General features: G+C 68.3%; 21 protein-coding genes. 14 read left to right on the forward strand and 7 right to left on the reverse strand.

Features of this window, described 5'->3' with window-relative positions; translation table 11 throughout:
- Positions 1 to 21 precede the first annotated feature (21 nt).
- The 3 genes from ACT3SZ_RS06345 to ACT3SZ_RS06355 are packed head-to-tail and all read right to left on the reverse strand — an operon-like array spanning position 22 to position 2,767.
- Positions 22 to 840, reverse strand: coding sequence for a thioesterase family protein (locus ACT3SZ_RS06345; RefSeq protein WP_444617548.1), 819 nt, complete (start codon positions 838 to 840; stop codon positions 22 to 24).
- A gap of 5 nt (positions 841 to 845) precedes the next feature.
- Positions 846 to 1,502 carry a response regulator gene (locus ACT3SZ_RS06350; protein WP_444617550.1) on the reverse strand — a complete coding sequence of 219 codons (657 nt, stop codon included), beginning with the start codon at positions 1,500 to 1,502 and terminating at the stop codon, positions 846 to 848.
- The gene (locus ACT3SZ_RS06355) at positions 1,502 to 2,767 is read right to left on the reverse strand and encodes a sensor histidine kinase (protein WP_444617552.1); all 1,266 of its coding nucleotides are present in this window, start codon (positions 2,765 to 2,767) and stop codon (positions 1,502 to 1,504) included. Before ACT3SZ_RS06355 ends, ACT3SZ_RS06350 begins: the two co-directional genes overlap by 1 nt.
- 64 nt (positions 2,768 to 2,831) lie before the next feature.
- On the opposite strand from ACT3SZ_RS06355, the gene ACT3SZ_RS06360 reads away from it, so the two are divergent.
- The gene (locus ACT3SZ_RS06360) at positions 2,832 to 3,575 is read left to right on the forward strand and encodes a GAP family protein (RefSeq protein ID WP_444617554.1); all 744 of its coding nucleotides are present in this window, start codon (positions 2,832 to 2,834) and stop codon (positions 3,573 to 3,575) included.
- Positions 3,576 to 3,593: 18 nt separating this feature from the next.
- On the opposite strand, the gene ACT3SZ_RS06365 is transcribed toward ACT3SZ_RS06360, so the two are convergent.
- Complete coding sequence (locus ACT3SZ_RS06365) at positions 3,594 to 4,643, reverse strand: alpha/beta fold hydrolase (RefSeq protein ID WP_444617556.1); 1,050 nt, start codon at positions 4,641 to 4,643, stop codon at positions 3,594 to 3,596.
- 151 nt (positions 4,644 to 4,794) lie between these two features.
- Between ACT3SZ_RS06365 and ACT3SZ_RS06370 the strand changes: the two genes are divergently transcribed.
- The 4 genes from ACT3SZ_RS06370 to ACT3SZ_RS06385 all read left to right on the forward strand — a co-directional run bounded on the left by ACT3SZ_RS06370 (position 4,795) and on the right by ACT3SZ_RS06385 (position 8,557).
- Positions 4,795 to 6,699: a penicillin-binding transpeptidase domain-containing protein gene (locus ACT3SZ_RS06370; RefSeq protein ID WP_444617558.1), complete on the forward strand. Its 1,905-nt coding sequence runs from the start codon at positions 4,795 to 4,797 to the stop codon at positions 6,697 to 6,699.
- An 85-nt stretch (positions 6,700 to 6,784) separates the two neighbouring features.
- Positions 6,785 to 7,192, forward strand: a complete 408-nt coding sequence (locus tag ACT3SZ_RS06375) for an META domain-containing protein (protein ID WP_444617560.1) — start codon at positions 6,785 to 6,787, stop codon at positions 7,190 to 7,192.
- Positions 7,192 to 7,680, forward strand: a complete 489-nt coding sequence (locus ACT3SZ_RS06380) for an META domain-containing protein (RefSeq protein ID WP_444617562.1) — start codon at positions 7,192 to 7,194, stop codon at positions 7,678 to 7,680. The genes ACT3SZ_RS06375 and ACT3SZ_RS06380 overlap by 1 nt, the downstream gene beginning before the upstream one ends.
- Positions 7,664 to 8,557, forward strand: a complete 894-nt coding sequence (locus ACT3SZ_RS06385; protein WP_444617564.1) for an HAD family hydrolase — start codon at positions 7,664 to 7,666, stop codon at positions 8,555 to 8,557. The genes ACT3SZ_RS06380 and ACT3SZ_RS06385 overlap by 17 nt, the downstream gene beginning before the upstream one ends.
- Here ACT3SZ_RS06385 and ACT3SZ_RS06390 read toward each other — a convergent pair.
- Positions 8,520 to 9,959: an aminotransferase-like domain-containing protein gene (locus ACT3SZ_RS06390; protein ID WP_444617566.1), complete on the reverse strand. Its 1,440-nt coding sequence runs from the start codon at positions 9,957 to 9,959 to the stop codon at positions 8,520 to 8,522. The genes ACT3SZ_RS06385 and ACT3SZ_RS06390 overlap by 38 nt on opposite strands.
- Between ACT3SZ_RS06390 and ACT3SZ_RS06395 the strand changes: the two genes are divergently transcribed.
- The 7 genes from ACT3SZ_RS06395 to ACT3SZ_RS06425 all read left to right on the forward strand — a co-directional run bounded on the left by ACT3SZ_RS06395 (position 9,958) and on the right by ACT3SZ_RS06425 (position 17,498).
- The gene (locus ACT3SZ_RS06395; protein WP_444617568.1) at positions 9,958 to 11,247 is read left to right on the forward strand and encodes a pyridoxal phosphate-dependent aminotransferase; all 1,290 of its coding nucleotides are present in this window, start codon (positions 9,958 to 9,960) and stop codon (positions 11,245 to 11,247) included. The genes ACT3SZ_RS06390 and ACT3SZ_RS06395 overlap by 2 nt on opposite strands.
- 93 nt (positions 11,248 to 11,340) lie before the next feature.
- The gene (locus ACT3SZ_RS06400; RefSeq protein WP_444617570.1) at positions 11,341 to 12,498 is read left to right on the forward strand and encodes an AAA family ATPase; all 1,158 of its coding nucleotides are present in this window, start codon (positions 11,341 to 11,343) and stop codon (positions 12,496 to 12,498) included.
- Between the two features lie 81 nt (positions 12,499 to 12,579).
- A complete protein-coding gene (locus tag ACT3SZ_RS06405) occupies positions 12,580 to 13,383 on the forward strand; it encodes a hydroxymethylpyrimidine/phosphomethylpyrimidine kinase (protein ID WP_444617572.1) in 804 nt (267 codons plus the stop codon).
- A gap of 48 nt (positions 13,384 to 13,431) precedes the next feature.
- Positions 13,432 to 14,535: an FUSC family protein gene (locus tag ACT3SZ_RS06410; protein WP_444617574.1), complete on the forward strand. Its 1,104-nt coding sequence runs from the start codon at positions 13,432 to 13,434 to the stop codon at positions 14,533 to 14,535.
- 20 nt (positions 14,536 to 14,555) lie between these two features.
- The gene (locus ACT3SZ_RS06415) at positions 14,556 to 14,915 is read left to right on the forward strand and encodes a hypothetical protein (protein ID WP_444617576.1); all 360 of its coding nucleotides are present in this window, start codon (positions 14,556 to 14,558) and stop codon (positions 14,913 to 14,915) included.
- A gap of 202 nt (positions 14,916 to 15,117) precedes the next feature.
- On the forward strand, positions 15,118 to 16,956 hold the full coding sequence (locus ACT3SZ_RS06420) for a BCCT family transporter (protein WP_301442255.1): 1,839 nt from the start codon (positions 15,118 to 15,120) through the stop codon (positions 16,954 to 16,956).
- 41 nt (positions 16,957 to 16,997) lie between these two features.
- The gene (locus ACT3SZ_RS06425) at positions 16,998 to 17,498 is read left to right on the forward strand and encodes a phosphoribosyltransferase (RefSeq protein ID WP_444617577.1); all 501 of its coding nucleotides are present in this window, start codon (positions 16,998 to 17,000) and stop codon (positions 17,496 to 17,498) included.
- A 4-nt stretch (positions 17,499 to 17,502) separates the two neighbouring features.
- Here ACT3SZ_RS06425 and ACT3SZ_RS06430 read toward each other — a convergent pair whose 3' ends face one another.
- Entirely contained in the window at positions 17,503 to 19,185 is a 1,683-nt protein-coding gene (locus ACT3SZ_RS06430; protein ID WP_444617578.1) for an FAD-binding dehydrogenase, read from the reverse strand.
- Between the two features lie 151 nt (positions 19,186 to 19,336).
- Here ACT3SZ_RS06430 and ACT3SZ_RS06435 point away from each other — a divergent pair, with 151 nt between their 5' ends.
- Entirely contained in the window at positions 19,337 to 20,701 is a 1,365-nt protein-coding gene (locus tag ACT3SZ_RS06435) for an MFS transporter (protein ID WP_444617579.1), read from the forward strand.
- A gap of 5 nt (positions 20,702 to 20,706) precedes the next feature.
- Here the strand turns inward: ACT3SZ_RS06435 and ACT3SZ_RS06440 are convergent, their stop codons facing one another.
- Positions 20,707 to 22,092, reverse strand: coding sequence for a class I SAM-dependent methyltransferase (locus ACT3SZ_RS06440; RefSeq protein WP_444617580.1), 1,386 nt, complete (start codon positions 22,090 to 22,092; stop codon positions 20,707 to 20,709).
- Between the two features lie 329 nt (positions 22,093 to 22,421).
- Between ACT3SZ_RS06440 and ACT3SZ_RS06445 the strand changes: the two genes are divergently transcribed.
- The gene (locus ACT3SZ_RS06445; RefSeq protein WP_444617582.1) at positions 22,422 to 23,849 is read left to right on the forward strand and encodes an NAD(P)/FAD-dependent oxidoreductase; all 1,428 of its coding nucleotides are present in this window, start codon (positions 22,422 to 22,424) and stop codon (positions 23,847 to 23,849) included.
- Positions 23,850 to 23,926 lie beyond the last annotated feature (77 nt).

Genomic DNA, 23,926 nt, shown 5'->3' on the forward strand with positions numbered 1-23,926 from the left:
GCGCAAGACTCCTTCTCATTCTCAACTGAACCGGATGCCGGCGAACTGGTGGGACTGGGCCACGAGATTTCCGTCGGCGTCCCACACCGTGGCGGACTCATCGACCCGGTCACCCTGGACCAAGTTCGCCTTGAGCAGCACGTTCACCGGGCCGGGCACCGGTGTCGCACGCACGTAGGTGGACAGTTCGATGGTCGGCACCCAGCCGCCCGGGCGCACGTCGAACGTCGCCGGCGGCAGGATGTCCGCGGCCAGCAGCAACGACTCCGGGGTGAAGTCCTCCCCGTCCGGCAACTCCACCCAGGCACGCACCTCGCCGAGACCGCGGGGTGCGGACTCAGCGATGACCTCGGTGAACGCGCTCTGCCCCGGGTGCAGGTACAGCCCAGCACGGTGGAGGATCTCCACCGGGAACTGCTCGCGCGGCGGGACGTACCGCGTGCAGTCGTCGAATCCCGCGCCGGGTTCCGGCAGGTCGGCGGTGGCCCAGTCGACCGCAGCGTCCCCCAACGCCCCGAGGGTGAACAGCGATTCTCCGGTGATCTCTCCCCGCTGGCTCATCCGCACGCGGACCTGCGTGGTCGTGCGTCCGGCGCGCAGCAGCTCGGCGGTCAGCTCCACCGCGCCGGGGCGCGGCGAGCGCAGGAAATGGGAGGACGCCGCGACGACGTGCGGGTGGGCGTCCTGCCCGGACGCCACCGCGACGGCGACGCGGGCCATGACGGTCTGCAGGTACCCGCCATTCGGGTTGCCGAGGATTGTCCACCCCGCATCGATGTCGGCGCTCCACTGGTTCTCGCCGGTCCGGGTGACGGCGCTGACGTCTGCGTATTCACTCACCCGGTTCACGATACCCGGTGTTCCCTGTGCCACAGGGCGGCCTGCAGGCGCGAGACGGCACCGATCTTGACGAACAGGTTTCCCAGGTGGGTTTTCACCGTGGTTTCGCTGATGTGGAGGTCTCCTGCGATCTGCTGGTTGGAGAGCCCGGCGGCCACCAGAGCTAGGACCTCTTCTTCCCTACCGGTCAGGTGGACTCCTTCAGGGCCGGAGCTGCGGTCGCCCGCACGCTCTGCGCGTTGCCGTAAGGCGGTGAGCACAGCCGTGGTGGTCTCATTGGACAGGGCGGCGTCTCCCCGCGCAACGGACCGGATCGCAGCGAGGATGTTGGCCGGGCGTTCCGTCTTCACCAGATACCCGTCTGCACCTGCACCGATAGCGTCGAGAACGTCTCCGTCGAGCCCGAACGCGGAGATCACCAGGACCCTGCACCCGGCGGAGCACAAGGCGGGGGTGACCTCGATCCCGCTGGCACCGGGCATCCGCACGTCGGTCAGGACGACGTCCGGACGGACCCGACTGGCGACGTCGACCGTGGACGGACCGTCATCTGCCTCGCCGACCACGGACATATCCGGGGCGGAGCCGATCAGTGTCGTTATCCCGGCCCGGAAGGAGGCATGGTCGTCGGCGACGACAACTCTGATGGGTGCGCTGGGCATCAGCTGGCCCCGTCCCCGGTCGTGTCCAGCGGCAGGCACGCCCGGAGCCGCCACGTGACGGGGCCGGAACCGGCGGCCCCGGCCCTGTGCGCCTCCGAGACGACGGTGCCCCCGAGTGCCCTCGCCCGGTTGTCCATGGTCCGAAGACCAAGAGGCGTCGTCTCCGTCGACGCCGGGGATTCCGGTGGTGGCAGACAGCGGTTCCGGCAGTCCAGTTCCACGCGACCGGAGTGGACGGTCACCCGCAGGGAGCGCGGTGACGTCCCGTGGCGTACGGCATTGGTCACCGCCTCCGCACAGATGTACAGAAGCACGGTACGGACCCCATTCGGTACGACTGCGGAATCGTCGACCTGCGGGTCGATCTCGACGACCGCCTCATCACCCAGCCGCTGCCGGAAGATCTCCCAGTTCAGCGTCGGCACCATGGCAGACTCCTGCCTTTCCGCCCCGGTGTCTGGGCCTGCCAGCACTCCGATCACTTCGCGGAGGTCACCCAAGGCAGCCTCCGCACTCTCGCAGGCAGTTTCGAGGGACCGCTCCCGGGCTGCAGGCTCGTCCAGGTGCCGGGCAAGACTCGTGTGCAGGGAGACTGCGGTCAGGTGGCCTGCCACCACATCGTGCAGGTCCTGGGCAATCCGCAACCTGTCCGCCTCCACTTCGCGGGCAGCTCGTTCACCGGCGAGTTCATGTTCGGTACGGGCGAGATCTTCGGCCGCCTCCTGGGCGACCTTGTGGTGTCGTACCTCCCATCCCCAGGCCAACGGGGTGAACACGGCGACCACGATGATCATCGCCCCCACCACCACCGCGGTGCCCAAAGAAACGGCATTACCCCAACTCACCAGCATCGCCGCCCCCAGCACAGCACCGACCACACTCCCCGTGACCGTGGCAGTTCTCGCAGTTCGTGCGCTCCCCCTCGCCACTGGAGCCCACAATCCTTCCGCGAGCAGGACGTAAGCACTGACCTGGTCGCCGAAGAGCAGTTCCAGCAGGCTCACCGGGACAACCAGCACGAGCAGCAGTTCGGGGCGTACAGACCGGAAGACGGTGCCCAGTGCACCGATCAGCATCAGCACCGGAGAGACACCGGCAAGCCACGGAGGAGAGTCCAGCACACCGCTGAGCAAAGGCTCGTTGGCGACTCCGGACAGGTAGAGCACGATGATCACAACCACGTAGAGCACCACCGCACGGATGTCACTCCTGCTGACGGCGGATAAACAGCGGTTGTCCATGGTCGCAAGGCTAGCAAGGAGCACGGACGTGAAATCTCCTACCGATGGAGGAGGTCGCACGGTCACCCGCGCGAAGAGGATGAGAGACATGGACTTTCTCCCGGATTCCTTCAGCCACCTGTCACTGGTCGTCCTTGCACTTGTCGACTCGACGAGCATCGGAACACTGGTCGTACCGGTTCTCCTTCTCGTCGTCAGCGGCGGCGCTGGCGTGACCGTCCGAAGAGTCGTCACGGCAACCTTCTATTATCTGGCGGTCATCGGTGCCTTTTACTGGGCTGTTGGCGTTGCGCTCACCGCCGGGGCCCTTCCGTTGATCGAGCGGTTCGGTGATGTGCTGACCTCGTCGGGTGCGATGACGGCCTACGCGGCCGTCGGCGTTCTCCTGGTGGCGTGGTCGTTCTGGATCGACCCCAAGGCCATCCGCAAGCGTGGCGGTGACCCCGAGGCCGGAGCACGCCGGTGGTCGGAGCGAGTTCGCGGAGCAAGTACAAGCTATCGGGCATTGACCGGGCTGGCGCTGTTGGCGGGGCTCGCTGAGCTCGCGACGATGATCCCCTATCTCGCGGCGATCGGAATCATCGTCGACAGCGGTGTCGGCCTCGCACGGTCGGCAGCCGTTCTCGCCGCCTACTGTGCCGTCATGGTTGTCCCTGCTGTGGTCCTGGCGGTGGTGAGGCTAATCGGAGGCACTCGGATGGACGGCCTCCTGGCACGTGTCCGTGACTGGAGCCTGCACAGTGCGACAGGGGCGTTTTCGTGGACGGTGGGCATCGTCGGGGCGATCATCGTCCTGAACACGGCGCCGACGGCCCTCGAGTTTCTCCGGTGACACGACACGTGGACCTGGCTACCTCGCTAGAAGGTCATTCAGGTTCTCGTCGATCTGCGCCATATAGGTTGCGCTGAGGTTGAACAGGCCGAGGTGACCGGCGTTGTCCTCGATGACCCGCAGTTCGCTCCCGGTGATGAGCTCCTGCTCGGCCGCGCAGTCACGTACGGGGAAGAACATGTCCTCGCTGATCGGCATGACGAATGTGGTGGCACTGACGCGGCCGAGGGCCTCGGCGAGGTCACCACCGGTGTGGCGGGACACGTCCCCACGCTGCCATTTCCAGGCACTATTCAGCAGGGTGTTGGGGTCCATCGAGGTAAATAGCGGGTCGAGGAAGTCCGCGAGCACCGCCTCCGGAGAGTCCAGACTGAGGGAACGCCACTCCTCACGTCGCCACCATTCGGTGGAGAACCCCATGACCGACCACAGGTGCGACTGCCGCCGCAGGCCGTCCTCCACGTCGGTATGCGAGGAGTACTCCCCGGCGGCGAAGCCGGGGTCCGACAGAATGGCCTCGTTGAGAGTCTGGGTGAAGAGGAAGTCGTGCGGCGTGTTCTTCGCGGTGCCGGCAATGGCCGCGGCCCGGTGGACCTTGTCCGGGTAGCGGACGATCCACTCGTAGGTTTGCTGAGCGCCCATGGATGCGCCGACAACGGCGTACAACTCCTCGATGCCGAACTCCTGCTCGAGCAGCCGGCGCTGTGCGACGACGTCGTCGCCGATCCGCACGTCGGGGAAGCGCGACATCGCGATGGACGCGTCGACGGTGTTCGCCGGGGACACCGACATCCCGTTGCCGATCTGATTGACGCAGATGATGAAGTACCGGGACGGGTCCAGTGCATGATCGGTGCCGATGTACTCCTGGAACCATGTCCCGTGGGTGCCTGCGTACCAGGTGGGCACCAGGATCGCGTTGCTCTTGTCCTCATTCAGGGTGCCGGCGGTGGCGTAGGCCAACCAGCAGTCGTCGATCACACCTCCGTCCTCCAGTTCAAGGCGTCCGATGGAGGCGGTCTCGTACGGCCCCTGAGTGTGTGCGGTGTAGAAGTCGTTCGTGATCATGTCTGTGGAGCTCTCCTGACGGGTACGTGGTCTCTGCCGGACGGCTCCGGCATCCAGGTTCCCTCACGAAAGTACTCTGCCGCCGTGTGAACTCGCCGACATGCGTCCGGAGGCCTTGCATCTTGGCGGCGTGAACGGTGAACTTGTCTTCATGAGCATCCCCTCCCGTGGCACACGGTCGTCCTCCCCCGTCGTCGGCGCACGTCTCGGCACCGTTAGGGCTGGCAGGGTCAGCTTGGCCGCGAGCCTCACCGCCGGCGCCCTGGTTCTGGCCGGGTGCTCGGTGCCGTGGAGCGACTCGCCCACCGATGAGTTCATCGACTTGGTCAACTCCGGCGACTGGGCCGGTGCCGCCGAGCACACCGACGATCCCGAGGCCGCGGAGCAGTACCTCACCGAACTCGAGGGCAACATCGGCGAGACGACCCTCCACCTTGACCACGGCGGAGATGACGGAGACGACGGAGACGACACCACGACGACCGCGACGTGGACCGTGCCCTCCGGCGACGAGGCCACCTCGCAGGGTTCGCTGGGCACCACCGACGGCGACAACGACCCAGTGGTGTGGGACCCGCAGATCCTGGCCTCCGCACTGACATCGCAGACCTCCGTGTCCTACTCCGACGACCGGGCCTATGACCTGCCCGTCCTCGACGCGCGCAATGACACGCAGATGTCCTGGACCACGGTGACCGTGTTCACCGCCGCGACCACCGAGGAGATTGAGCCGCAGGAGCAGGCGTCGGCGATCGCCGACGCGGCGCGTCCGGCGATTGACGACCTGGACACCGACTCCGTCGCCACGCAGATCACCGAGGCAGGCGAAGAGGCGACCACGCTGTTCTCGTTGCGTCCGGAGGACGCCGGGGACGTCGCCGACGCCCTCGGCGCGGTCCCCGGGGTCGAGTCCCGGGAGGAGGGACGGCTGCTGTCGTCCTCCGGGACGTCCTCCCCGGTCGACGGAGACCTGCGCGCCTATTGGGAGCAGCGTCTCGACGACACCGCCGGGTGGACGCTGACCACCACCGCCGACGAGGAGCAGGGGCTCGAGGGCGAGGTGCTGGGCCAGGAAGCGCCCGCGGAGTCCGAGCCGGTGCGCACCACGATGGACATGGGCATCCAGGCCGCCGCACAACGCGCCATGGACGGTGAGGACCGGGCCGCCTCGATCGTGGCGATCGACCCGTCGACCGGCGGGCTGCTGGCCTCCGCGCAGAACAGCGCCGCCGACGGGCAGGGCACCCCGGCGATGACCGGGCAGTTCCCGCCCGGGTCGACGTTCAAGACCGTGACCACCGCCGCCGCGCTGGGCCGGGGCACCGTGGGCCCCGACGACGAGGTGGAGTGCCCCGCCGAGGTCGAGGTCGATGGCCGGGTCATCCCCAACGACCAGGACTTCGACCTGGGCACGGTGCCCATGCACACCGCCTTCGCCGAGTCCTGCAACACCACCCAGGCGTTGATCTCGCGTGACCTGGAGCCCTCCGATATGAAGGACACGGCGATGCAGCTCGGCCTCGGCGTGGACTTCGACGCCCCCGGCATGACCAGCATGACCGGGTCCGTGCCGGTCACCGAGCCCGGTGCGGCACGCGTGGAGGCCGCGATCGGGCAGGGCGAGGTGCTGTCCTCGCCGTTCGGACTGGCGCTGATGGAGGCCTCGGTCGCCAACGGCGGGTCGATGGTGACCCCCTCGGTGATCCAGGGCGAGGAGACCACCGCGACGACCGGTAATGGGGAGGACGGGGAGACGGGCGCCGAGTCCGAGCCGCTCGACTCCGGGGTGGTCGACTCCCTGCGTTCGATGATGCGTGAGGCGGTGACCTCGGGAACGGCGTCGTCACTGAGTGATATCGACGGTCTCGGCGGCAAGACCGGCACCGCCGAAGTCGGCGAGGGTGACGCCCACGGGTGGTTCGTGGGCACCGTCGGCGACATCGCCTTCTGCGTATTTATCGAGGGCGCGGATTCCTCCAGCCCCGCCGTGGAGATGGCCGGCGATTTCCTCCGCGACGATGCCCTCGCTGACGTCATCGGCACCTCGGGCAGTTAGCATGACCGCTAACAGGATCGGTCGTGCGAACGATTGATCCTGGTAAGAAGCACGTCTCCCCGAGACCCACCGAGGAGTGGATCCCATGACCCTCACGCGAAAGATCCTCACCGGCGCCCTGACCGCCGCGACCACAGCTGCCCTCGTCGGCTTCGCCGGTGCCCCGGCGGCCACCGCCGAACCGGTGCAGTCCTCTCTCCCCAACGCCCCGTTCTCCGGCACCTGGGTCGACCTCGACCCCACCGGTGCCGCGGAACTCACCTTCGACGATGGCCGGATCTCCGGCACCGACGGGTGCAACGGTGTCGCTTCGTCCTACACCGTGGACGGCAATGTCGCCGACGTTGAACCGTTCGCCTCCACGTTGATGGCGTGCCCCGGGCCCACGAGCGACTGGCTGCAGGGTGCCGCCAGCGTCCACCATTACGGTGCGCTGCTCGTCGTCCACGACGAGGACGGCGGGATCCTCGGCGCCCTGCGCCCGGAGATCTGATGCACCGCCGCCGCAGTTCCGCCCTCGTTGCGACGCTGGGCGCCGCCGTCCTCGCCGTGGGCCTCTCCGCCTGCGGCGGCGACACCGACGGGGGCGGCGCAGCGTCCACAGCAGCGTCCACCACAGCACCGAACACGGAGGCCACCACAGTGACTGCCCCAGATCCTGACTCGTCCCTGACCGGAACATGGGTCGACCCCGACGGCAATGGCTACCTCACCTTCGACGATAAGGGCGGGGTGACCGGCAGCGACGCCTGCAATGGCATCCGCAGCACCTACGAGACCGGTGACGAAACCGGTGACGGGGCAGATTCCGTCACTGCGAGCGTCGCCCCCTTCCCCACCACGATGATGGCCTGCGGGGACGGCTGGTCGCAGTGGCTGCTCGGCGTCAGCACCGTGGAGCTGCACGGTGACTCGCTCACCGTGCTCGACCAGGACGGCGGCGAGCTCGGCACCCTCGTCCCCGGTGAGGCACCTGAGTGAGCGTCCGGTGATCCGGCTGGTCGCCACCGACCTGGACCACACGCTGCTGCGCGGTGACCGGACGGTCAGTGACCGCACCGTCGCCGCACTGCACGCGGCGCGTCGGGCCGGGATCACGGTCGTGCCGGTGACCGCCCGCAACGTCATCGGCGTGCGCGCGGTGAACGCGCGCACCGGTTTCGACGGGTGGGCCGTGTGCGGCAACGGCGCCTACGCCGTCCACCTCGGTGCCTCGGAGGACGCGGGCGCACTTCCCTTGTTCGCCACGGAGGCCACGCCGGACGCGCTGCGTCGGGTGGTGGCTACGGTGCGTGCGAGGTTCCCGCACGCCTGCTTCGCTGCCGTGCGCGAGTGCGGGGCCCGGTTCATCGCCGAAGACGCCTACGCCGCACTCGCCTCGGCCACCGACCACAGCCGCGACCCGGCGTCGATGGAACGCGCCACCGGCGATGACCTGGTGGACGCACCAGCGGTGAAACTCGTCTTCCGCGACCCGGACGTCCCGGTGGACGTCCTGTTCGACGAGGTCAGCGCACTGCTGGCTGAAGATACGGGGGTGGAACTCACGATGTCCGGTGCCCCGTTCGTGGAACTCATGGCCGCCGGGGTGTCCAAGGCCACCGGCCTGGCCCGGCTGTGCTCGCACCTGGGTGTGGCACCCGGGGAAGTCCTCGCCGTCGGCGACGGCCTCAACGACATCCCCATGCTGCGGTGGGCCGGACGTGGCGTGGCCGTGGCCAACGCCGGGCCGGACGTACGTGCCGCCGCCGCCGACGAGGTCACCGCCGCCGCGGACGACGACGGCGTCGCCGTCCTGCTGGAAGAGCTCAGCGCGCAGGTTAACGACAGCGTGGCAGCACCTCCGCGATCGTCCTGACCGCCGGGTCGAAACGTGCCGGGTCGGGCCCGGCGAAGTTGAGCCGCACGAACTGGCCGGCGGGTTCGGCCGGGAACAGTCCGTCACCGGAGGCGATGACCACCCCAGCACGTTCGCACTCCACCACGAGATGGTGCAGGTCCGTGCCGTCGGGCAGGCGAACCCACAGGTTCAGTCCGCCGGCGGGCACCCGGGTGAGCACCGCCTCCGGCAGGTGGGTGTTCACCGCGTCGACCAGCAGGTCGCGCCGCGAGCGCAACCGGGCGCGCAGGGAGCGCTGGTGGGTACGCCATGCCGGCTGGCCGACCACGTCCAACGCGGCGGCCTGCAGCACCGGGCTGACGTACATGGTGGACGCCGCGACGTTGGCGCGAATGCGCCCGCCCACCGGGCCGCGGGCGATCACCGCGCCGACCCGCAGCGTGGGCGAGACGCTCTTGGTCAATGAGCGCAGGTAGATCACCCGTCCGGCGTCGTCGAGGGCGGCCAAGGGTGGCAGTTCGGGGAGGTCGGTCATGCCGAAGTCGTGGGCCCAGTCGTCCTCGATGAGGAAGGCACCGTGGCGGGCCAGCACCTCGATGACCTCACGCCGGGTGGCCTGTGACCAGGTCACGCCGGTGGGGTTGGCGTAGCGCGGCTGGGCGTAGAAGGCCCGCGCGCCGGTGCGGGTGAGGATCCGGTCGAGCTCGACGGGGTCCGGGCCGTCCTGCCCGCCGCCGGTGGGCACGAGCCGCACGCCGGACTCCCCGGCGGCGAGGATCGCGCCCCAGTAGGTCGGCGACTCGATGACCACCGGGTCGCCGGGGGCGGCGACGGCGCGGAAGATCGCGGCCAGGCCGCTCTGCGTGCCGGGCAGCACGGTGACGTCCGCCGCGGCGGCCGGGGCGGTGCCCGGCGGGGTGTGACGTCCCAGTTCGTGGGCGAACCAGGCGCGCAGCCCGGGCAACCCCGAGCGCGGGGCGGCGGTGACGGCATACTCGCCGCGGGCGGCGCGAACCAGCGCCTGTCGCACGAGTTTCTCGGGCAACAGCCGGCGGTCCGGGTAGCCGTTGTGCAGGCTGACGGCGTCGTCCGGGGTAGGACGCAGCGGGCCGTCGCCGGTGGCGGTGGCTGGTTTCGCCGCGCCCAGCGCCCCGGCCTGCCAGGAGTAGTCCGCCGGGCGCAGGCGTCTGACGCTCGCCCCCTCGGTGGCGAAGGTACCGACACCGGGGCGGGTCTCCACCGTCCCCTCGGCGGCCAGGACGCGCAGGGCGGCCTGCACGGTCCCCGGCCCCACCTCATGGTCACGAACGAGGGTGCGGGTGGCGGGCAGTCGTGTGCCGGGCGCGCGACCGTCGATCCAGCGGCGTAGTTCCGTCACCAACTGCGCACTACTACTCTGCGCACTGCTACTCTGGGGCATGACAGTGAATAGTAGCGCTACCGCACAATCCGCACCAGCGATACCGACCGGAACCGGGCACCCACGCCGTAGCGTCCGGCAGTCCTCGAAACTCCGCAACGTCCTCTACGAGATCCGCGGCCCCGTCGCCGCGCGCGCCGCGGAGATGGAACGCGCCGGGGTGGACGTGCTGAAACTCAACATCGGCAATCCGCAGCCCTTCGGTTTCACCGCCCCGCCGCACATCACCGAGGAGATGGCGCGCGCCCTGCCGACCTCCCACGGATACTCCGACTCCCACGGCATGCCTGCCGCGCTCGACGCCGTGACCGGCCACTACGCCGAGATCCCCGGCTTCCCGGAACTGCGCCGGGAGGACGTGTACCTCGGCAACGGGGTCAGCGAACTGATCACCATGACCTGTCAGGCGCTGGTCGACAACGGCGACGAGATCCTCATCCCCGCGCCCGACTACCCGTTGTGGACGGCCATGGTCACCCTCGCCGGCGGCGCGCCCGTGCACTACCGTTGCGCCGAGGACGACGGGTGGAACCCCGATCTGGCCGACATGGAGGCCCGGATCACCGCGCGCACCACCGCCATCGTGGTCATCAACCCGAACAATCCGACCGGTGCGGTGTATCCGCCGCACATCCTGGAGGGTATCGCCAAGCTCGCCCGGAAACACTCGCTGACCCTGCTGGTCGACGAGATCTACGACGCCATCACCTACGACGGCACCGCCCACACCCACCTGGCGGCGGTCGCGCCGGACGTGCTGACGTTGAGCTACTCCGGACTGTCGAAGAGCAGCCGGCTGGCCGGGTACCGCGCCGGCTGGATGGTCGTGACCGGGCCGAAGGACCACGCCGCCGACTTCCTGCACGGCCTGGACCTCATGGCCTCGACCCGACTGTGCGCCAACGTGCCCGGCCAGCACGCCATCGTCGCCGCCCTGACCGGCGAGGGCGACCACTCCATCGGCGCGCTCACCGGGCCGGATGGTCGCCTCACCCGGCAACGCGACGTGGTCGACCAGACCCTGAACGCCATGGACGGCGTGAGCTGCGTGACGCCGCGCGGCGCGCTGTACGCCTTCCCCCGCCTGAACCCCGACGTCCACGAGATCCGGGACGACGAGAAACTCGTCATGGACCTGCTGGAGCGCGAGCACATCCTGCTCGTCCACGGCACCGGCTTCAACTGGCCGACACCGGACCACCTGCGCATCGTGCTCCTGCCCGAGGAGCAGGTGCTGGCCACGGCGATGGAACGCATGGGCAACTTCCTGGCGGACTACCGGCAGTAGTTCGGTGGGTGGTGGGTTTTATCCATTTTATCCACCGCTCATCATTATCCGTTTTATCCACTCTATCCAGCCACTTCCCGTAGACTGTCCGGCATGACCTCCCCGGCAAACCCTTTCCGTCCCGGCTTCGGCGAGTCCCCCACCGTGTGGAGTGGGCGCGGGACCATCCTCGACGCCTACCGCCACGCCATCGAGACCAACGCCGGGAGCCCGGGCCGCATGCTGTTGATCAACGGTGCCCGCGGCATCGGCAAGACCGCGCTGATCAACGAGCTCGAGGACATCGCCCGCACCAACGGGTGGGTGCTGCTGCGCACCTCCAGCAACAAGAACATGCTCGGCGAACTGATCGACACTGCCATCCCCGAGGCGATCAACTCCCTGAACGGCCGCCCGGGCAGGCGCATCAGCGGCGCGTCCATCGCCGGTATCGGGTCCCTGCGCACCGAGCAGGAGGACGCCGAACCGGTCACCCCGTCCCTGGCGTCCCAGCTCCGCCGCCTCGCGGAATTCACCGGTGCGCACCGCTCCGGAATCCTGATCACCATGGACGAAGTCCAGGCCGCCGACGCCGACGACATCGGCGTCCTCGCTACCGCCGTCCAGGACCTGGTGCGCGACGATATCGCCGTCAGTTTCATCGGAGCTGGGCTCACCGCCGGCATCCAGTCGCTGCTCAACGCCCCGGGCACCACCTTCCTGCGCCGCAGTCAGCGCTACCAGCTCGCCCCACTGCAGCAGGACGACGCGGTCGACCTGCTGCAGCGCACGGCGGAGCCGACAGACGTCGTCTTCTCCCCCGAGTCCGCCCGCCACGCCGCCCAGTCGGCATTCGGTTACCCCTACCTGCTGCAGCTCATCGGCTCACTGGCCTGGCGGATCTCCCTCGCCGAGGCGACGGGCACGGTCTCCACCGACGCCGTGGAGGAGGCCGTTGGTCTGGCGATCCCGGTGCTGGGCAACCAGGTGCACCAGCCCGAACTCGCCACACTCCCCCACGCCCAACTGGATTTCCTCCATGCGATGGCCACCGTCATGGACCGTGCCACCGATCCCGAACACCCCGACCGGGTCAGGATCCACGACCTGGCCGAGGAACTGCGCAAACCGGTGACCTCGCTGTCCAGGGTGCGGGCCGCCCTGATCGACAGGGACATCATCCACTCACCGGCCTGGGGCACGGTGGCTTTCCGACTGCCCTACCTCCGCGAGTTCCTCGACAGTCCCGGCGGCCCGCTGGAGGTGTCGTAGCGTTCAGGCGGCTCCCACGCTCCACCGGGATACCGAGGACTCATGTGCACGGGATCCAAACCAGCCCTTACCATTGTGTGCATGAACACACCTCCCATCGCATTCGTCATCGCCGGCTCCGAGGCCACCGGCGGTGCAGGCATCCAGGTCGACCTCAAGACCTTCCAGCAGCTCGGCGTCTACGGCGTCGGCGCCCTGAGCTGCATCGTCGCCTTCGACCCGGCGAACAACTGGGGCCACCGTTTCCACCCGGTCGACCCGCAGATCATCGCCGAACAGTTCGAGGCGGCGCTGGCCACCCACCCGGTGGAGTCGATGGACACCGCCAAGGTCGGCATGCTCGGCACGCCGCAGACCATCGACACCGTCGCCGGGAAGCTCTCCGAGCGCTCCTGGCGCAACCTGGTCGTCGACCCCGTGCTGATCTGCAAGGGTCAGGAACCCGGCGCGGCACTGGACACCGACAATGCGCTGCGGGAGAAGATCCTGCCGCTGGCCACCGTGGTGACCCCGAATGTCTTCGAGTCCCAGACCCTGTCCGGAATGGACAGCATCAACACCGTCGAGGAGCTCGAGGAGGCCGCCCGGCGCATCGGCGAGCACGTCCCCTACGTCCTGGCCAAGGGTGGCGTCGAGCTGCCCGGCGACGAGGCCGTGGACGTGCTGTGGGACGGCCACGAGATCACCCGGTTCTCCGCCCCGAAGATCGGTGAGCAGCGAGTCTCCGGCGCCGGTTGCACGGTCGCCGCCGCGCTGACCGCGGAGCTGGCCAAGGGCACCGAGATCGTCGAGGCCGTCCAGCGTTCCAAGGATCTCGTCACCCGCGGCATCGAGCACCGCGTCACCGCGAACACACCCTTCGACACCGTCTGGCAGGGCGCCTGAACCTCACCACCGGCGAGCCCCTGTCACCGGTGGACCTATGATCGAACAGTGCCTGACATAAACGCAGCTTCCGAGAAACACCGTGGCACCTCCCACCTCCGGGAGGCCGCACGCAGCATGCTCACCGTCGCACCGGGCAACAGGGACCTGGCTCCGGCGGTGCGTATCGCCGTGTCACTCGCGGCGCCGCTCGTCCTGCTTCTGCTGGTCGACCGGCTCGAATGGTCGCTGTTCGCCTCCTTCGGCGCGTTCACCTCGATCTACGGTCGCTACATGCCCACCCGCACCCGGGTGCGCCAGCAGTCTGGCATCGGCGCGATGCTCACGGTGTGCGTGGGGCTCGGAGCGTTGATCGCCCAAGCGTCAGAATCGTTGACGGACACCACGCACGCGGTCGTCACCGTCCTGGCGGGCACGCTGGTGGCCGCGGTGACGGCGACGGTGATCCTGGTCCTCGACCTCAAACCGTCCGGCGCGGTGTTCACGGTCTTCGCCACCACGGCAGTGGCCTCGGCACCGGTGACCGCACCGGTGTGGGGAGCGCTGCTCATCGCCGGGTCCGCGGCGTCCTGGTGCGTGCTGCTCAGCGTGTTGTCGCGCTGGGTGGGCGAGGCAAATGCGGACAAGGTGGTGCACGCCCCTCCGAGGTACTCGCGCGCCGCGATGGTCCGTCAGTTCTCGAAGTACGGTCTTGCCGCGCTGCTCGGCGGGTCGGTGGCCACGCTCACCGGCATCCCCTCCCCGTACTGGGCGCAGGTGGCCGCGGTGGTGCCCTTGTCGGCGCCCGGGCACCGTCAGCAAGTGGAGCGCGGGCTGCACCGCATCACCGGCACGGTCCTGGGTGTCGGGGTCGCGGCGTTCCTGCTGTCCTTCCCCAGCGAGCCCTGGCAGATCCTCGTGTGGGTGGTGGTGATGCAGTTCCTGGCCGAGATGTTCGTGCTGCGCAATTACTCCCTGGCCTTGGTGTTCATCACCCCGCTGGCCCTGCTGATGGTCTTCCTCGCCCACCCGCAGCCGGTGTCGACACTGCTGGGCGCCCGGGTCGCCGAGACGGCGATCGGCGCGGTCGTCGGCATCGGCGTCGTCCTGCTGTCCGCGTGGCTGGCCCGGCGCCGACCCCGTGCGGTGCGGCGTGCCGAGCAGGTAGATTGATACCCACAAGGAGGATTCCCATGCCGGAACCTGAGCTCGTCGACCTGCCCGCCCGCCACCTCGCCGTCGTCCGCGACACCGTCGCCGTCGAGGAGTTGGCCGCGTTCTACGACCGCGCCTTCCCGCAGATCTTCACCGCGTTGGACGCCGCGAGCGTCGTCGCGTCGGACGCCCCGATGGCCGTCACGCACGGCGTGCCCGCGATGCTCCCCGGCGGCAACTACGACCTGCTCGCCGACGCCTTTGCCCAGGTGATCTCCTGGGCACAGTCGCAGGGACTCACCCCCACCGGCACGTCCTGGGAGCAGTACCTCACCGAACCGACGCCGGACGGGGACCCGGACGCCAACGAGACGCTGATCGGCGTCCTCGTGCGGTGACCGCCCGAAAAAGCTGCGCAATGGGCCGCTGAGGGCCGATCCCGTAATATGATCCGGCGAACTGACATCTACCCCGCCCGGTAATGCTGACAGTGTCGTCCTGACACGTCCGCCGCCGGGTGGAGAACGGAATGACTCCGTGCCGGATTCCCCGGAACCTACGTCCCCCGCCTCCCCGGAGGCAGGACGCTACCCGGACGACATGCACCCCGGCCTCGTGCCGGGCATCAGCGTCGACGACCAACGTAACCGCTTCGGCCTCGACAAGACGGTCTTCTTCGTCACCGCGGCGCTCATTGTCTCCTTCATCGTCTGGGGTGTGTCGAGCCCGTCGTCGGTCTCCGACGTCTCCTCGACCATGTTCTCCTGGGCCATCAGGAACATGGGCTGGCTGCTCAACGTGGTGATGGTCTCCGCGGTGGTGCTGATGATCTACCTGGCGTTCTCGCGCTTCGGGCAGATCAAGCTCGGCACCGACGACGAGAAGCCGGAGTTCTCCCGCTTCGCCTGGGTGGCCATGATGTTCGGCGCCGGTCTCGGCGTGGGCATCTTCTTCTTCGGCCCCTCCGAGCCGCTGACCTACTACATGGACCCGCCGCCGCATACCGTCGACGCGGAAACCCCCGAGGCCATCCACCGTGGCCTGGCGCAGACCCACTTCCACTGGGGTCTGGCCATCTGGGGCCTCTACGCGATGGTCGGCGGCGCGCTGGCCTACAGCTCCTACCGGCGTGGCCGGGTCTCACTGTTCAGCTCCGCGTTCCGCTCCCTGTTCGGCGAGCGCCAGACGGCCGGCCTGGCCGGGCGCCTGGTCGACATGATGGCGATCATCGCCACCCTGTTCGGCACCGCGGCCACCCTGGGCCTGTCTGCGCTGCAGATCAGCCAGGGCGTCCAGATTGTCTCCGGTGCCTCGGAGATCACCAACACGGTGCTGATCATGATCATCGCTTTCTTGACCCTGTGCTTCATCATCAGCGCGGTGTCCGGGGTGAGCCGGGGCATCCGGTACCTGTCGAACCTCAACATCTCCCTGACGCTGGGCCTGGTGCTGTTCGTGTTCCTCCTGGGGCCCACGCTGTTCCTGCTGAACCTGGTGCCCTCGGGCATCATGGCCTACGCCGACAATATGCTCGACATGATGGGACGCTCGCTGTCCTGGGGTGAGGACACCCTGGAGTTCCAGTCGATGTGGACCGCCTTCTACTGGGCGTGGTGGATCGCCTGGACGCCTTTCGTCGGCCTGTTCATCGCGCGCATCTCCCGCGGCCGCACCATCCGCGAGTTCGCGCTGGTGACCACCCTGGCCCCGACGTTCATCCTGATCCTGGCCTTCACCATCTTCGGCGGCACCGCAATCACCTTCTTCCAGGAGGGACGCGAGGGCGTGGACGGCGACTCCTCGGCCGAGCAGATCCTGTTCGCCGTCTTCGACAACCTGCCGTTGAGCTGGCTGACCCCGTTCATCATCATCTTCGTGCTCGCCGTGTTCTTCATCACCTCGGCGGACTCCGCCTCACTGATCATGGGCACCCTGTCCGAGCGCGGCAACCCCTCGCCGAACAAGCTCGTCGTGGTGTTCTGGGGCCTGTGCATGATGGGTATCGCGGTGGTGATGCTGCTCACCGGTGGTGAGACGGCGCTGACCGGACTGCAAAACCTGACGATCCTCATCGCCATACCGTTCTCCGTGGTGCTGATCGGGCTGGCCGTCGCGTTCGTGAAGGACCTGATGACCGACCCGGCCGCCATCCGGCGCGACTACGCGAAGTCCGCCATCCAGAATGCGGTGTACAAGGGCATGCAGGAGCATGGCGACGACTTCGAGTTCTCCGTCGCCCGCACCGAGGACGGCGCCGGTGCCGGCGCCCACTTCGATTCCACCTCCGCGAAGGTCACCAACTGGTACCGACGCACCGACGAGGACGGCAACGACGTCGGCTACGACTACGGTGCCGGCCAGTGGTCGGACGGCTGGACGTCCGACGGTGAGGACGGCCCCACCACCGAGACCGTCGCCGAGCCGCGTAACCGGGACTAGGCTGCCACCTCCGCGGGCTCCACACGATACGATGTGGAGCCATGAGCGACGAACGCGAGATTCTCACCTACGACCTCTTCGGCACCGCGATCAAAGATCTGGCGCAGACGGTCGTGGACGACTACAAGCCCGACCTGATCCTCTCCATCGCCCGCGGCGGACTGCTCATCGGCGGTGCCCTGGGCTACGCGATGGGGATCAAGAACGTCTCCGTGATCAACGTGGAGTTCTACACCGGGGTCGGTGAGACCCTCGACCAGCCGGTGATGCTCCCGCCGACGCCCGAGGCCGTGGACCTGTCCGGCATGAAGGTGCTCATCGCCGACGATGTCGCCGACTCCGGCAAGACCCTGGAACTGGTCCAGGAGTTCTGTGCCGAGACCGTCGCCGAGGCCCGTACCGCAGTGATCTACGAGAAGTCCCGCTCGATCATCAAGCCGGACTACGTGTGGAAGAAGACCGACCAGTGGATCGACTTCCCCTGGTCCGACTTCCCCGTCATCACCCCGTCCGGTGCTCCCACCGGCGGCGAGGCTTCCTAAGCCTCTAAGAGCCCAGCGCCTCACCCACGCGCTTGCCGCTGTGGATGCAGCCGCCGAGGAACGTCCCCTCCAGGGCGTTCTTGCCGTGCATGCCGCCACCGCCGAACCCGGCGACCTCGCCGGCGGCGTACAGGCCCGGCAGCACCGAGCCGTCAGCACGCAGGCAGCGTCCTGAGAGGTCGGTCTCGATCCCGCCCAACGTCTTGCGCGTCACGATGCGCAACCGCACCGCGATCAGCGGCCCGTTGTCCGGGTCGAGGATCCGGTGCGGTTTGGCGGCGCGCACGATCTTGTCGCCGAGGAACTTCCGCGCCGTGCCGATGTAGTTGACCTGGGCGTCCTTGGAGAACTTGTTGTCGAGTTGACTGTCGCGGTCCTCGATCTGCCGGCGCAGGACATCCGCGTCCACGACCGGGGCGTCTGCACCGGTGAGCTCGTTCATGCCCTCGACAAGGGTCTCCAGATCATCGGCGATGACCCAGTCCTCACCGTGGTCCATGAAGTTACGCACCGCCACGTGTGTGCCGGGGCCCACCTTGCCGGCCAGCTTCCGCAAAGACTTGTCCGTGAGGTCCGGGTTCTGCTCGGAGCCGGAGAAGATGAACTCCTTGTCCGCGATCGTCTGGTCCAGCACGAACCAGCTGTAGCCGTGGCCGGTGCGTCCGATGTGTTCCAGGGATGCCAGGTTGTCCGAGCCGGGGAAGATATTGGTCGGAAGCCGCTTCCCGGTCGCGTCGAACCACAGTGAACTCGGCCCCGGGATGATGCGGATGCCGTGGCCGGGCCACACCGGGTCCCAGTTCGCCATGCCCTCGGTGTAGTGCCACATACGGTCGGTGTTCACCGTGGCCGCACCCGCCTGCGTAGAGATGCCGATCATCCGCCCGTCGACGTGCGCGGGCACACCGGTGACCATGTCCTCCGGGCACTCGCCCCACCGGTCGGTGGGCCACGAGCGGCGCACCAGGTCAAGGTTGCCGCCGATACCGCCGGAGGTCACCGCCACGGCCGCACCACGGTGCTCGAAGGTATCGACCACCTCGCGCGGCGAGGCCACGCCGCGTCCGAGCTCGTCGCAGGGGGCCAGCACGCTGCCGCGCACCCCCACCACCGCGTCGTCCTCCACGATGAGTTCGTCGACCCGGTGACGGAAGGCGAAACGCACCCGCCCGGCGCGCTCGGCCTCGAGCAGCGGCTCGCGGAAGACCCGGACGACCTCGGGCCCGGTTCCCCAGGTGAGGTGGAAACGGGGCACGGAGTTGCCGTGCCCGGAGGCGTCGCCGCTGCCACGTTCGGCCCAACCGACCGTGGGCAGGACGTTGAGGCCGAGGTCGCGCAGGTAGTCGCGCTTCTGGGTGGCGGCGAAGTGCACGTAGGCGCGTCCCCACTCCCGGGGCCAGCGGTCGTTGTCGGCGCTGTCGGTGGGGTCATAGTCCGCGGAGTTCTCCCAGTCCCGCCAGGCCAGCTCCTCGGAGTCGTGGACGCCCATGAGCCGTTGCTCGGGGCTGCCGACGTAGAACAGCCCGCCGAGCGACCAGTAGGCCTGTCCACCGAGGTTGGCCCGGTTCTCCTGGTCCAGGACGAGCACGTCCCGTCCGGCCTTCTGCGCCTCGTAGGCGGCGACGAGTCCGGCGAGCCCGGCGCCGACGATGATCACGGTGTCTGTGCTGCCACGGTTATCTCCCATACGAAAGCAGTCTAGGGGTTCGCCCGTGGAATGGGACGCAGACCGACATATCTCACACAACGGACGCTTGCGTTCGCTGTGTGAGACCTGTAATTTTTCCCCTCGTCCCATAACGTCCGAAAATAATGATAGAGAGAATCGCAGCCGCCCCATGACCACCTCACTCACCGAGCACCCCGCCCCGCCGTCGGCGCGGCCGAACGGCAATAAGAAGAGCCGTGTCATCTTCGCCTCCACCATCGGGACGACGATCGAGTTCTACGACTTCTACGCCTACGCCACCGCGGCGATCATCGTCTTCCCGCACCTCTTCTTCCCGGAGAATGAGAACTCCACCATCGGGCTGCTCGCCTCCCTGGCCACCTTCGGGCTGGCCTTCGTCGCCCGCCCCGTCGGCTCGGTGCTCTTCGGCCACTTCGGTGACCGCATCGGACGCAAGGCCACGCTCATCGGCGCCCTGCTGACCATGGGCATCGCCACCTTCATCATCGGCCTGCTGCCCACCTACGAGCAGATCGGCCTGTGGGCCCCGGCCCTGCTGGCGCTCATGCGCTTCTGCCAGGGTCTGGGTCTCGGCGGCGAGTGGTCCGGCGCGGCCCTGCTGGCCACGGAGAACGCCGAGGACGGCAAGCGGGCCCGTGCCGCGATGTGGCCTCAGCTCGGCGCACCGTTCGGTTTCATCCTCGCCAACGGCCTGTTCCTCATCCTCGTCCTGGGCCTGGACCACACCCACGGCGAGCCCGGTGGCGCATTCATGACCTGGGGCTGGCGCGTGCCGTTCCTGCTGTCCTCGGTGATGGTGGCCATCGGCCTGTACGTGCGCTTCAAGCTCGAGGAGACCCCCGTCTTCCAGGACACCCTGGATAAGGGCGAGGACGTCAAGGTCCCCACCGTCGAGGTCTTCCGCACCGCGTGGCGCCCGCTGATCCTCGGCACCTTCGTGATGGTCTCGACCTACACGCTGTTCTACCTGGTGACCACCTGGTTCCTGTCGTTCGGCATCGGCGACCGTGAGGCCGGCGAAGGCCTCGGCATCCCCTACAACCACTTCCTGGTCATCCAGCTGATCACCGTGCTGTTCTTCGTCGTCGGCATCCCGCTGGCCGGCTACCTCTCCGACACCGTGGGCCGACGCCGCTACCTCACCGTGGTCTCCGTGCTGGTGCTCATCTACGCCTGTGTCTTCCAGCTGTTCCTCGACCCGGCAACCTCTGGTGAGGTCAAGGCCGGAATCTTCCTCGGCATCGGCATGTTCCTGATGGGCCTGATCTTCGGCTCCATGTCCGCCGTGCTGCCCGAGATGTTCCCCACCAACGTGCGTTACACCGGCTCCGGGATCGCCTACAACGTCTCCTCGATCCTCGGTGCCGCCGTCGCCCCCTTCATCGCCGTGGCGCTGGCCACCGCATACGGCCCGTGGGCCGTCGGGATCTACCTGGCCGTGGTCGTGCTGATCAGCCTCGTGGCCATCCGTCTGATGCCCGAGACGAAGGACTCCGACCTCTACTCCGTGTAGCAGGCTCAGTTACGGCGGAACACGAACTGTTCGCAGTCCAGGGCCCCTGCCCGGGCAAGTGCCTCGTGCAGGGCCAGCTGGTAGTTCCAGAGCCTGCGGTACACCGCGTCGAAACCGGCCGCGGCTGCCGCACGTTCGCGGGCGGTGAACGCCGAGCGCCACAAGGCAAGCGTCGTGGCGTAGTGCGACCCCATCCGGTTACGCGCGGTGAGCCGCAGCCCCGCCCGATTGGCCTGCGCCGTCACGTGGCTGGGCGTGGGGTACTCCAACGCCGGCCACACGTAGGCGCGCATCACGTCCAGGCTCTCGGTCACGCTCGCCTCCGGCGGGCGGAGATCCTGGTCCTCCCCATCGACCGGGTCCGTCGGACGCACCACCGACTGCACGACGGCGATGCCGTCACCGGCGAGCATGCGTTCCACCGCGCGCAGGAAGTGGATCGTGCCGTCGTTGCCGAGGGTCTCCATGCGCTCGACGCTGAAGATCGCGTCGTAGGTGCCCGACCACTGGCGTGGCGACGGGATCGGCCCACGAATCGTCTGGACGCGCACCGCACCGCCCACCCCCGCCTCGTGGGCGAAGGCGCGCACACGCTCCGCGTGATCCACGTCGGACGTCAGGACGTCGACGTGGGCACCACGCCGCGCCGCGGCTACCGGCAGCGCACCGCCGGACGACGGCAGCTCCAGCACCCGGTGGCCGGGGCCGACCTGTGCCTCGTCGAGCATGGCGTCGATGCGGTGCTGCTGGGCGGAATCCAGATCCGCCCGATCCACCGCCGCCGGGTCCGTCGGCGCGTCGAGATAGCTCACCGTCACCGGCGGACGCTGACCGCCCTGCTCCGGATTGTCGACCTCCGAGGTCCTCGTCCCGGAGGCGAACAACGCCGAGCCGGTGGCACGCGACTGCCCGGCGTAGATGTCGACGAGGGCGTCCGGCAGGTCGCCGGCACGCACGTGCCCGGCCACCCGGCGCCGACGGCGCGACAGGCGTCGTCCGAGACCGCCCTCCAGGGGTTGGGTGAGCAGCACCCCCAGCACCTCCGGCAGGGGGTCGGCCGTCCACTCCCCGGCCATGTAACCCTCCGCCAGACCCAGCCATCCGGCGTCGACGACACGATCAAGCACCAGGCCGTCGTCCACCACGAAACGGGGGGACGCACCGGGGGTCAGCGAGATGCCGTGGTCCTGGGTCAGATTCTCCAACCGCTGCTGCAGGTGCACCGCCCGGCGACCGAGGAACGGGGCCTCCGGCGAGCGCGCCACGCCCGGCCACCGCTCGGCGTCCACGTAGTTTTCCCCGTTCCCGCGGGCACTTTCCCGGTTGTCACGGGCATCGCGGGGGTCGCGCCGGACGCCTCGGCGATGGCCGTCGTCGACTGGTCGTGTCACGTCCGCCTCCGTCCTCGCTCGTCTTAGGTATTCTAGGCAAAAGCAATCGGCCACCCCCGGCTGCACCCGAAACAGAAAGGCCCGCCGAGAGGACCCACCGCATCCAGCCCGCGTGATGATCCCGTCGAGGACAGGCACTAGTATGGGCACTCAGGTCCGACGCGACCGGGAGGTCCGTCGGCTGACGACACTACACCGGCGTCCACCGACCCCCTGTAGAACACGCAGCAGTGCTAAAGACACAACGCAGAAAGAACACGTGATGACCACCGGCGCCGACACCGTAGGAGCGCCCGCGCGGTCACCGCAGAACGAGGAGTTTCGCTGATATGACAACAACCGCACCCTTCCGGCCCTCCGGCCGTCACCACGTCGTCATCGTCGGCGGAGGTTTCGGTGGACTGTTCGCCGCCAAGAAGTTCGCCGGCGCCGACGTCGACGTCACCATCATCGACCGCACCAACCACCACCTCTTCCAGCCGCTGCTGTACCAGGTGGCCACCGGCGTGCTGTCCTCCGGCGAGATCGCTCCGACGATCCGCCAGATCCTGCGCAAGCAGCGCAACGCCCGCGTCGTCAAGGCTGAGGTCCGCGACGTCAACGTCGACGAGAAGATCATCACCGCCGACCTGGGCGGCAAGGACGTCGTGCTGCAGTACGACTCCCTCATCGTCGCCGCCGGCGCCGGCCAGTCCTACTTCGGCAACGACCACTTCGCCGAGTTCGCCCCCGGCATGAAGAGCATCGACGACGCCCTCGAGCTGCGTGCCCGCATCACGGGTGCCTTCGAGCGCGCCGAGATCACCGACGACCCCGCCGAGAAGGCCCGCCAGCTGACCTTCGTCATCGTCGGCGCCGGCCCCACGGGCGTGGAGCTCGCCGGCCAGCTCGCCGAGATGGCCCACCGCACCCTGCGCAACGAGTTCCGCCGCACCGACACCGAGCAGACCCGCATCCTGCTCGTCGACGGCGGCCCCCAGGTCCTGCCCCCGTTCGGCAAGAAGCTCGGCCGCAAGGCCCAGCAGACCCTGGAGAAGCTCGGTGTCGAGGTCGTCACCGACTCCCTGGTCACCAACGTCGACCGCGACGGTGTGACCTGGAAGAACATGAAGACCGAGGAAGAGACCACGGTCGCCGCATACTGCAAGATCTGGTCCGCCGGTGTGGCCGCCAGCCCGCTGGGCAAGCACATCGCCGACCAGATCGACGGCATCGAGGCCGACCGTGCCGGCCGCGTCCCGGTGAACAAGGATCTCTCCGTGGGCGACCACAAGGAGATCTTCATCGTCGGCGACATGATGAGCCTCGACAAGCTCCCGGGCCTGGCCCAGGTCGCGATCCAGGGTGGCGAGCACGCCGCCTCGATCATCCGCGCCGAGGTGGAGCAGGGCGCTACCGAGCGTCCCGACTTCAAGTACTTCGACAAGGGCACGATGGCCATCGTCTCGCGCTTCAACGCCGTGGTGAAGCTGGACAAGGCCGAGATCTCCGGCCCGATCGGCTGGCTGATGTGGCTCGCCGTGCACCTGATGTTCATGGTCGGCTTCCGCAACCGCTTGGTCGCCGCCTTCAGCTGGGGCCTCAACACCCTCTCGGCGAACCGCTGGCACCTGGTGGCCACCCGCCAGCAGCTGCACGCCCGCAATGCGCTGCGCAAGCTGCGCACCCTCGAGGACGAGCAGGACATCCGCTCCATCGAGGTTCGCGACAACCTGAAGTTCGGCGACGGTCGCGACACCCGCGCCGTGTCGGATTAATAGCCGACTAGTTTTCGGCTAGTTCCGGCTAGCACCTCCGGTTGAAGCCCGGGGTCGTCATCTCTCGACGACCCCGG

The organism is Corynebacterium sp. AOP40-9SA-29 (assembly GCF_052377405.1).
In the GTDB taxonomy this organism is placed as follows: Bacteria; Actinomycetota; Actinomycetes; order Mycobacteriales; family Mycobacteriaceae; genus Corynebacterium.

Bases quoted from the DNA above. Each gene is read 5' to 3' on its own strand.
- ACT3SZ_RS06365 (WP_444617556.1), bottom strand. From the start codon at position 4,643: ATGATCACGAACGACTTCTACACCGCACACACTCAGGGGCCGTACGAG.
- ACT3SZ_RS06435 (WP_444617579.1), top strand. From the start codon at position 19,337: ATGACCACCTCACTCACCGAGCACCCCGCCCCGCCGTCGGCGCGGCCG.
- ACT3SZ_RS06395 (WP_444617568.1), top strand. From the start codon at position 9,958: ATGACAGTGAATAGTAGCGCTACCGCACAATCCGCACCAGCGATACCG.
- ACT3SZ_RS06425 (WP_444617577.1), top strand. From the start codon at position 16,998: ATGAGCGACGAACGCGAGATTCTCACCTACGACCTCTTCGGCACCGCG.
- ACT3SZ_RS06380 (WP_444617562.1), top strand. From the start codon at position 7,192: ATGCACCGCCGCCGCAGTTCCGCCCTCGTTGCGACGCTGGGCGCCGCC.
- ACT3SZ_RS06400 (WP_444617570.1), top strand. From the start codon at position 11,341: ATGACCTCCCCGGCAAACCCTTTCCGTCCCGGCTTCGGCGAGTCCCCC.
- ACT3SZ_RS06360 (WP_444617554.1), top strand. From the start codon at position 2,832: ATGGACTTTCTCCCGGATTCCTTCAGCCACCTGTCACTGGTCGTCCTT.
- ACT3SZ_RS06430 (WP_444617578.1), bottom strand. From the start codon at position 19,185: ATGGGAGATAACCGTGGCAGCACAGACACCGTGATCATCGTCGGCGCC.
- ACT3SZ_RS06370 (WP_444617558.1), top strand. From the start codon at position 4,795: ATGAGCATCCCCTCCCGTGGCACACGGTCGTCCTCCCCCGTCGTCGGC.
- ACT3SZ_RS06420 (WP_301442255.1), top strand. From the start codon at position 15,118: ATGCACCCCGGCCTCGTGCCGGGCATCAGCGTCGACGACCAACGTAAC.
- ACT3SZ_RS06415 (WP_444617576.1), top strand. From the start codon at position 14,556: ATGCCGGAACCTGAGCTCGTCGACCTGCCCGCCCGCCACCTCGCCGTC.
- ACT3SZ_RS06375 (WP_444617560.1), top strand. From the start codon at position 6,785: ATGACCCTCACGCGAAAGATCCTCACCGGCGCCCTGACCGCCGCGACC.
- ACT3SZ_RS06390 (WP_444617566.1), bottom strand. From the start codon at position 9,959: ATGCCCCAGAGTAGCAGTGCGCAGAGTAGTAGTGCGCAGTTGGTGACG.
- ACT3SZ_RS06350 (WP_444617550.1), bottom strand. From the start codon at position 1,502: ATGCCCAGCGCACCCATCAGAGTTGTCGTCGCCGACGACCATGCCTCC.
- ACT3SZ_RS06405 (WP_444617572.1), top strand. From the start codon at position 12,580: ATGAACACACCTCCCATCGCATTCGTCATCGCCGGCTCCGAGGCCACC.
- ACT3SZ_RS06445 (WP_444617582.1), top strand. From the start codon at position 22,422: ATGACAACAACCGCACCCTTCCGGCCCTCCGGCCGTCACCACGTCGTC.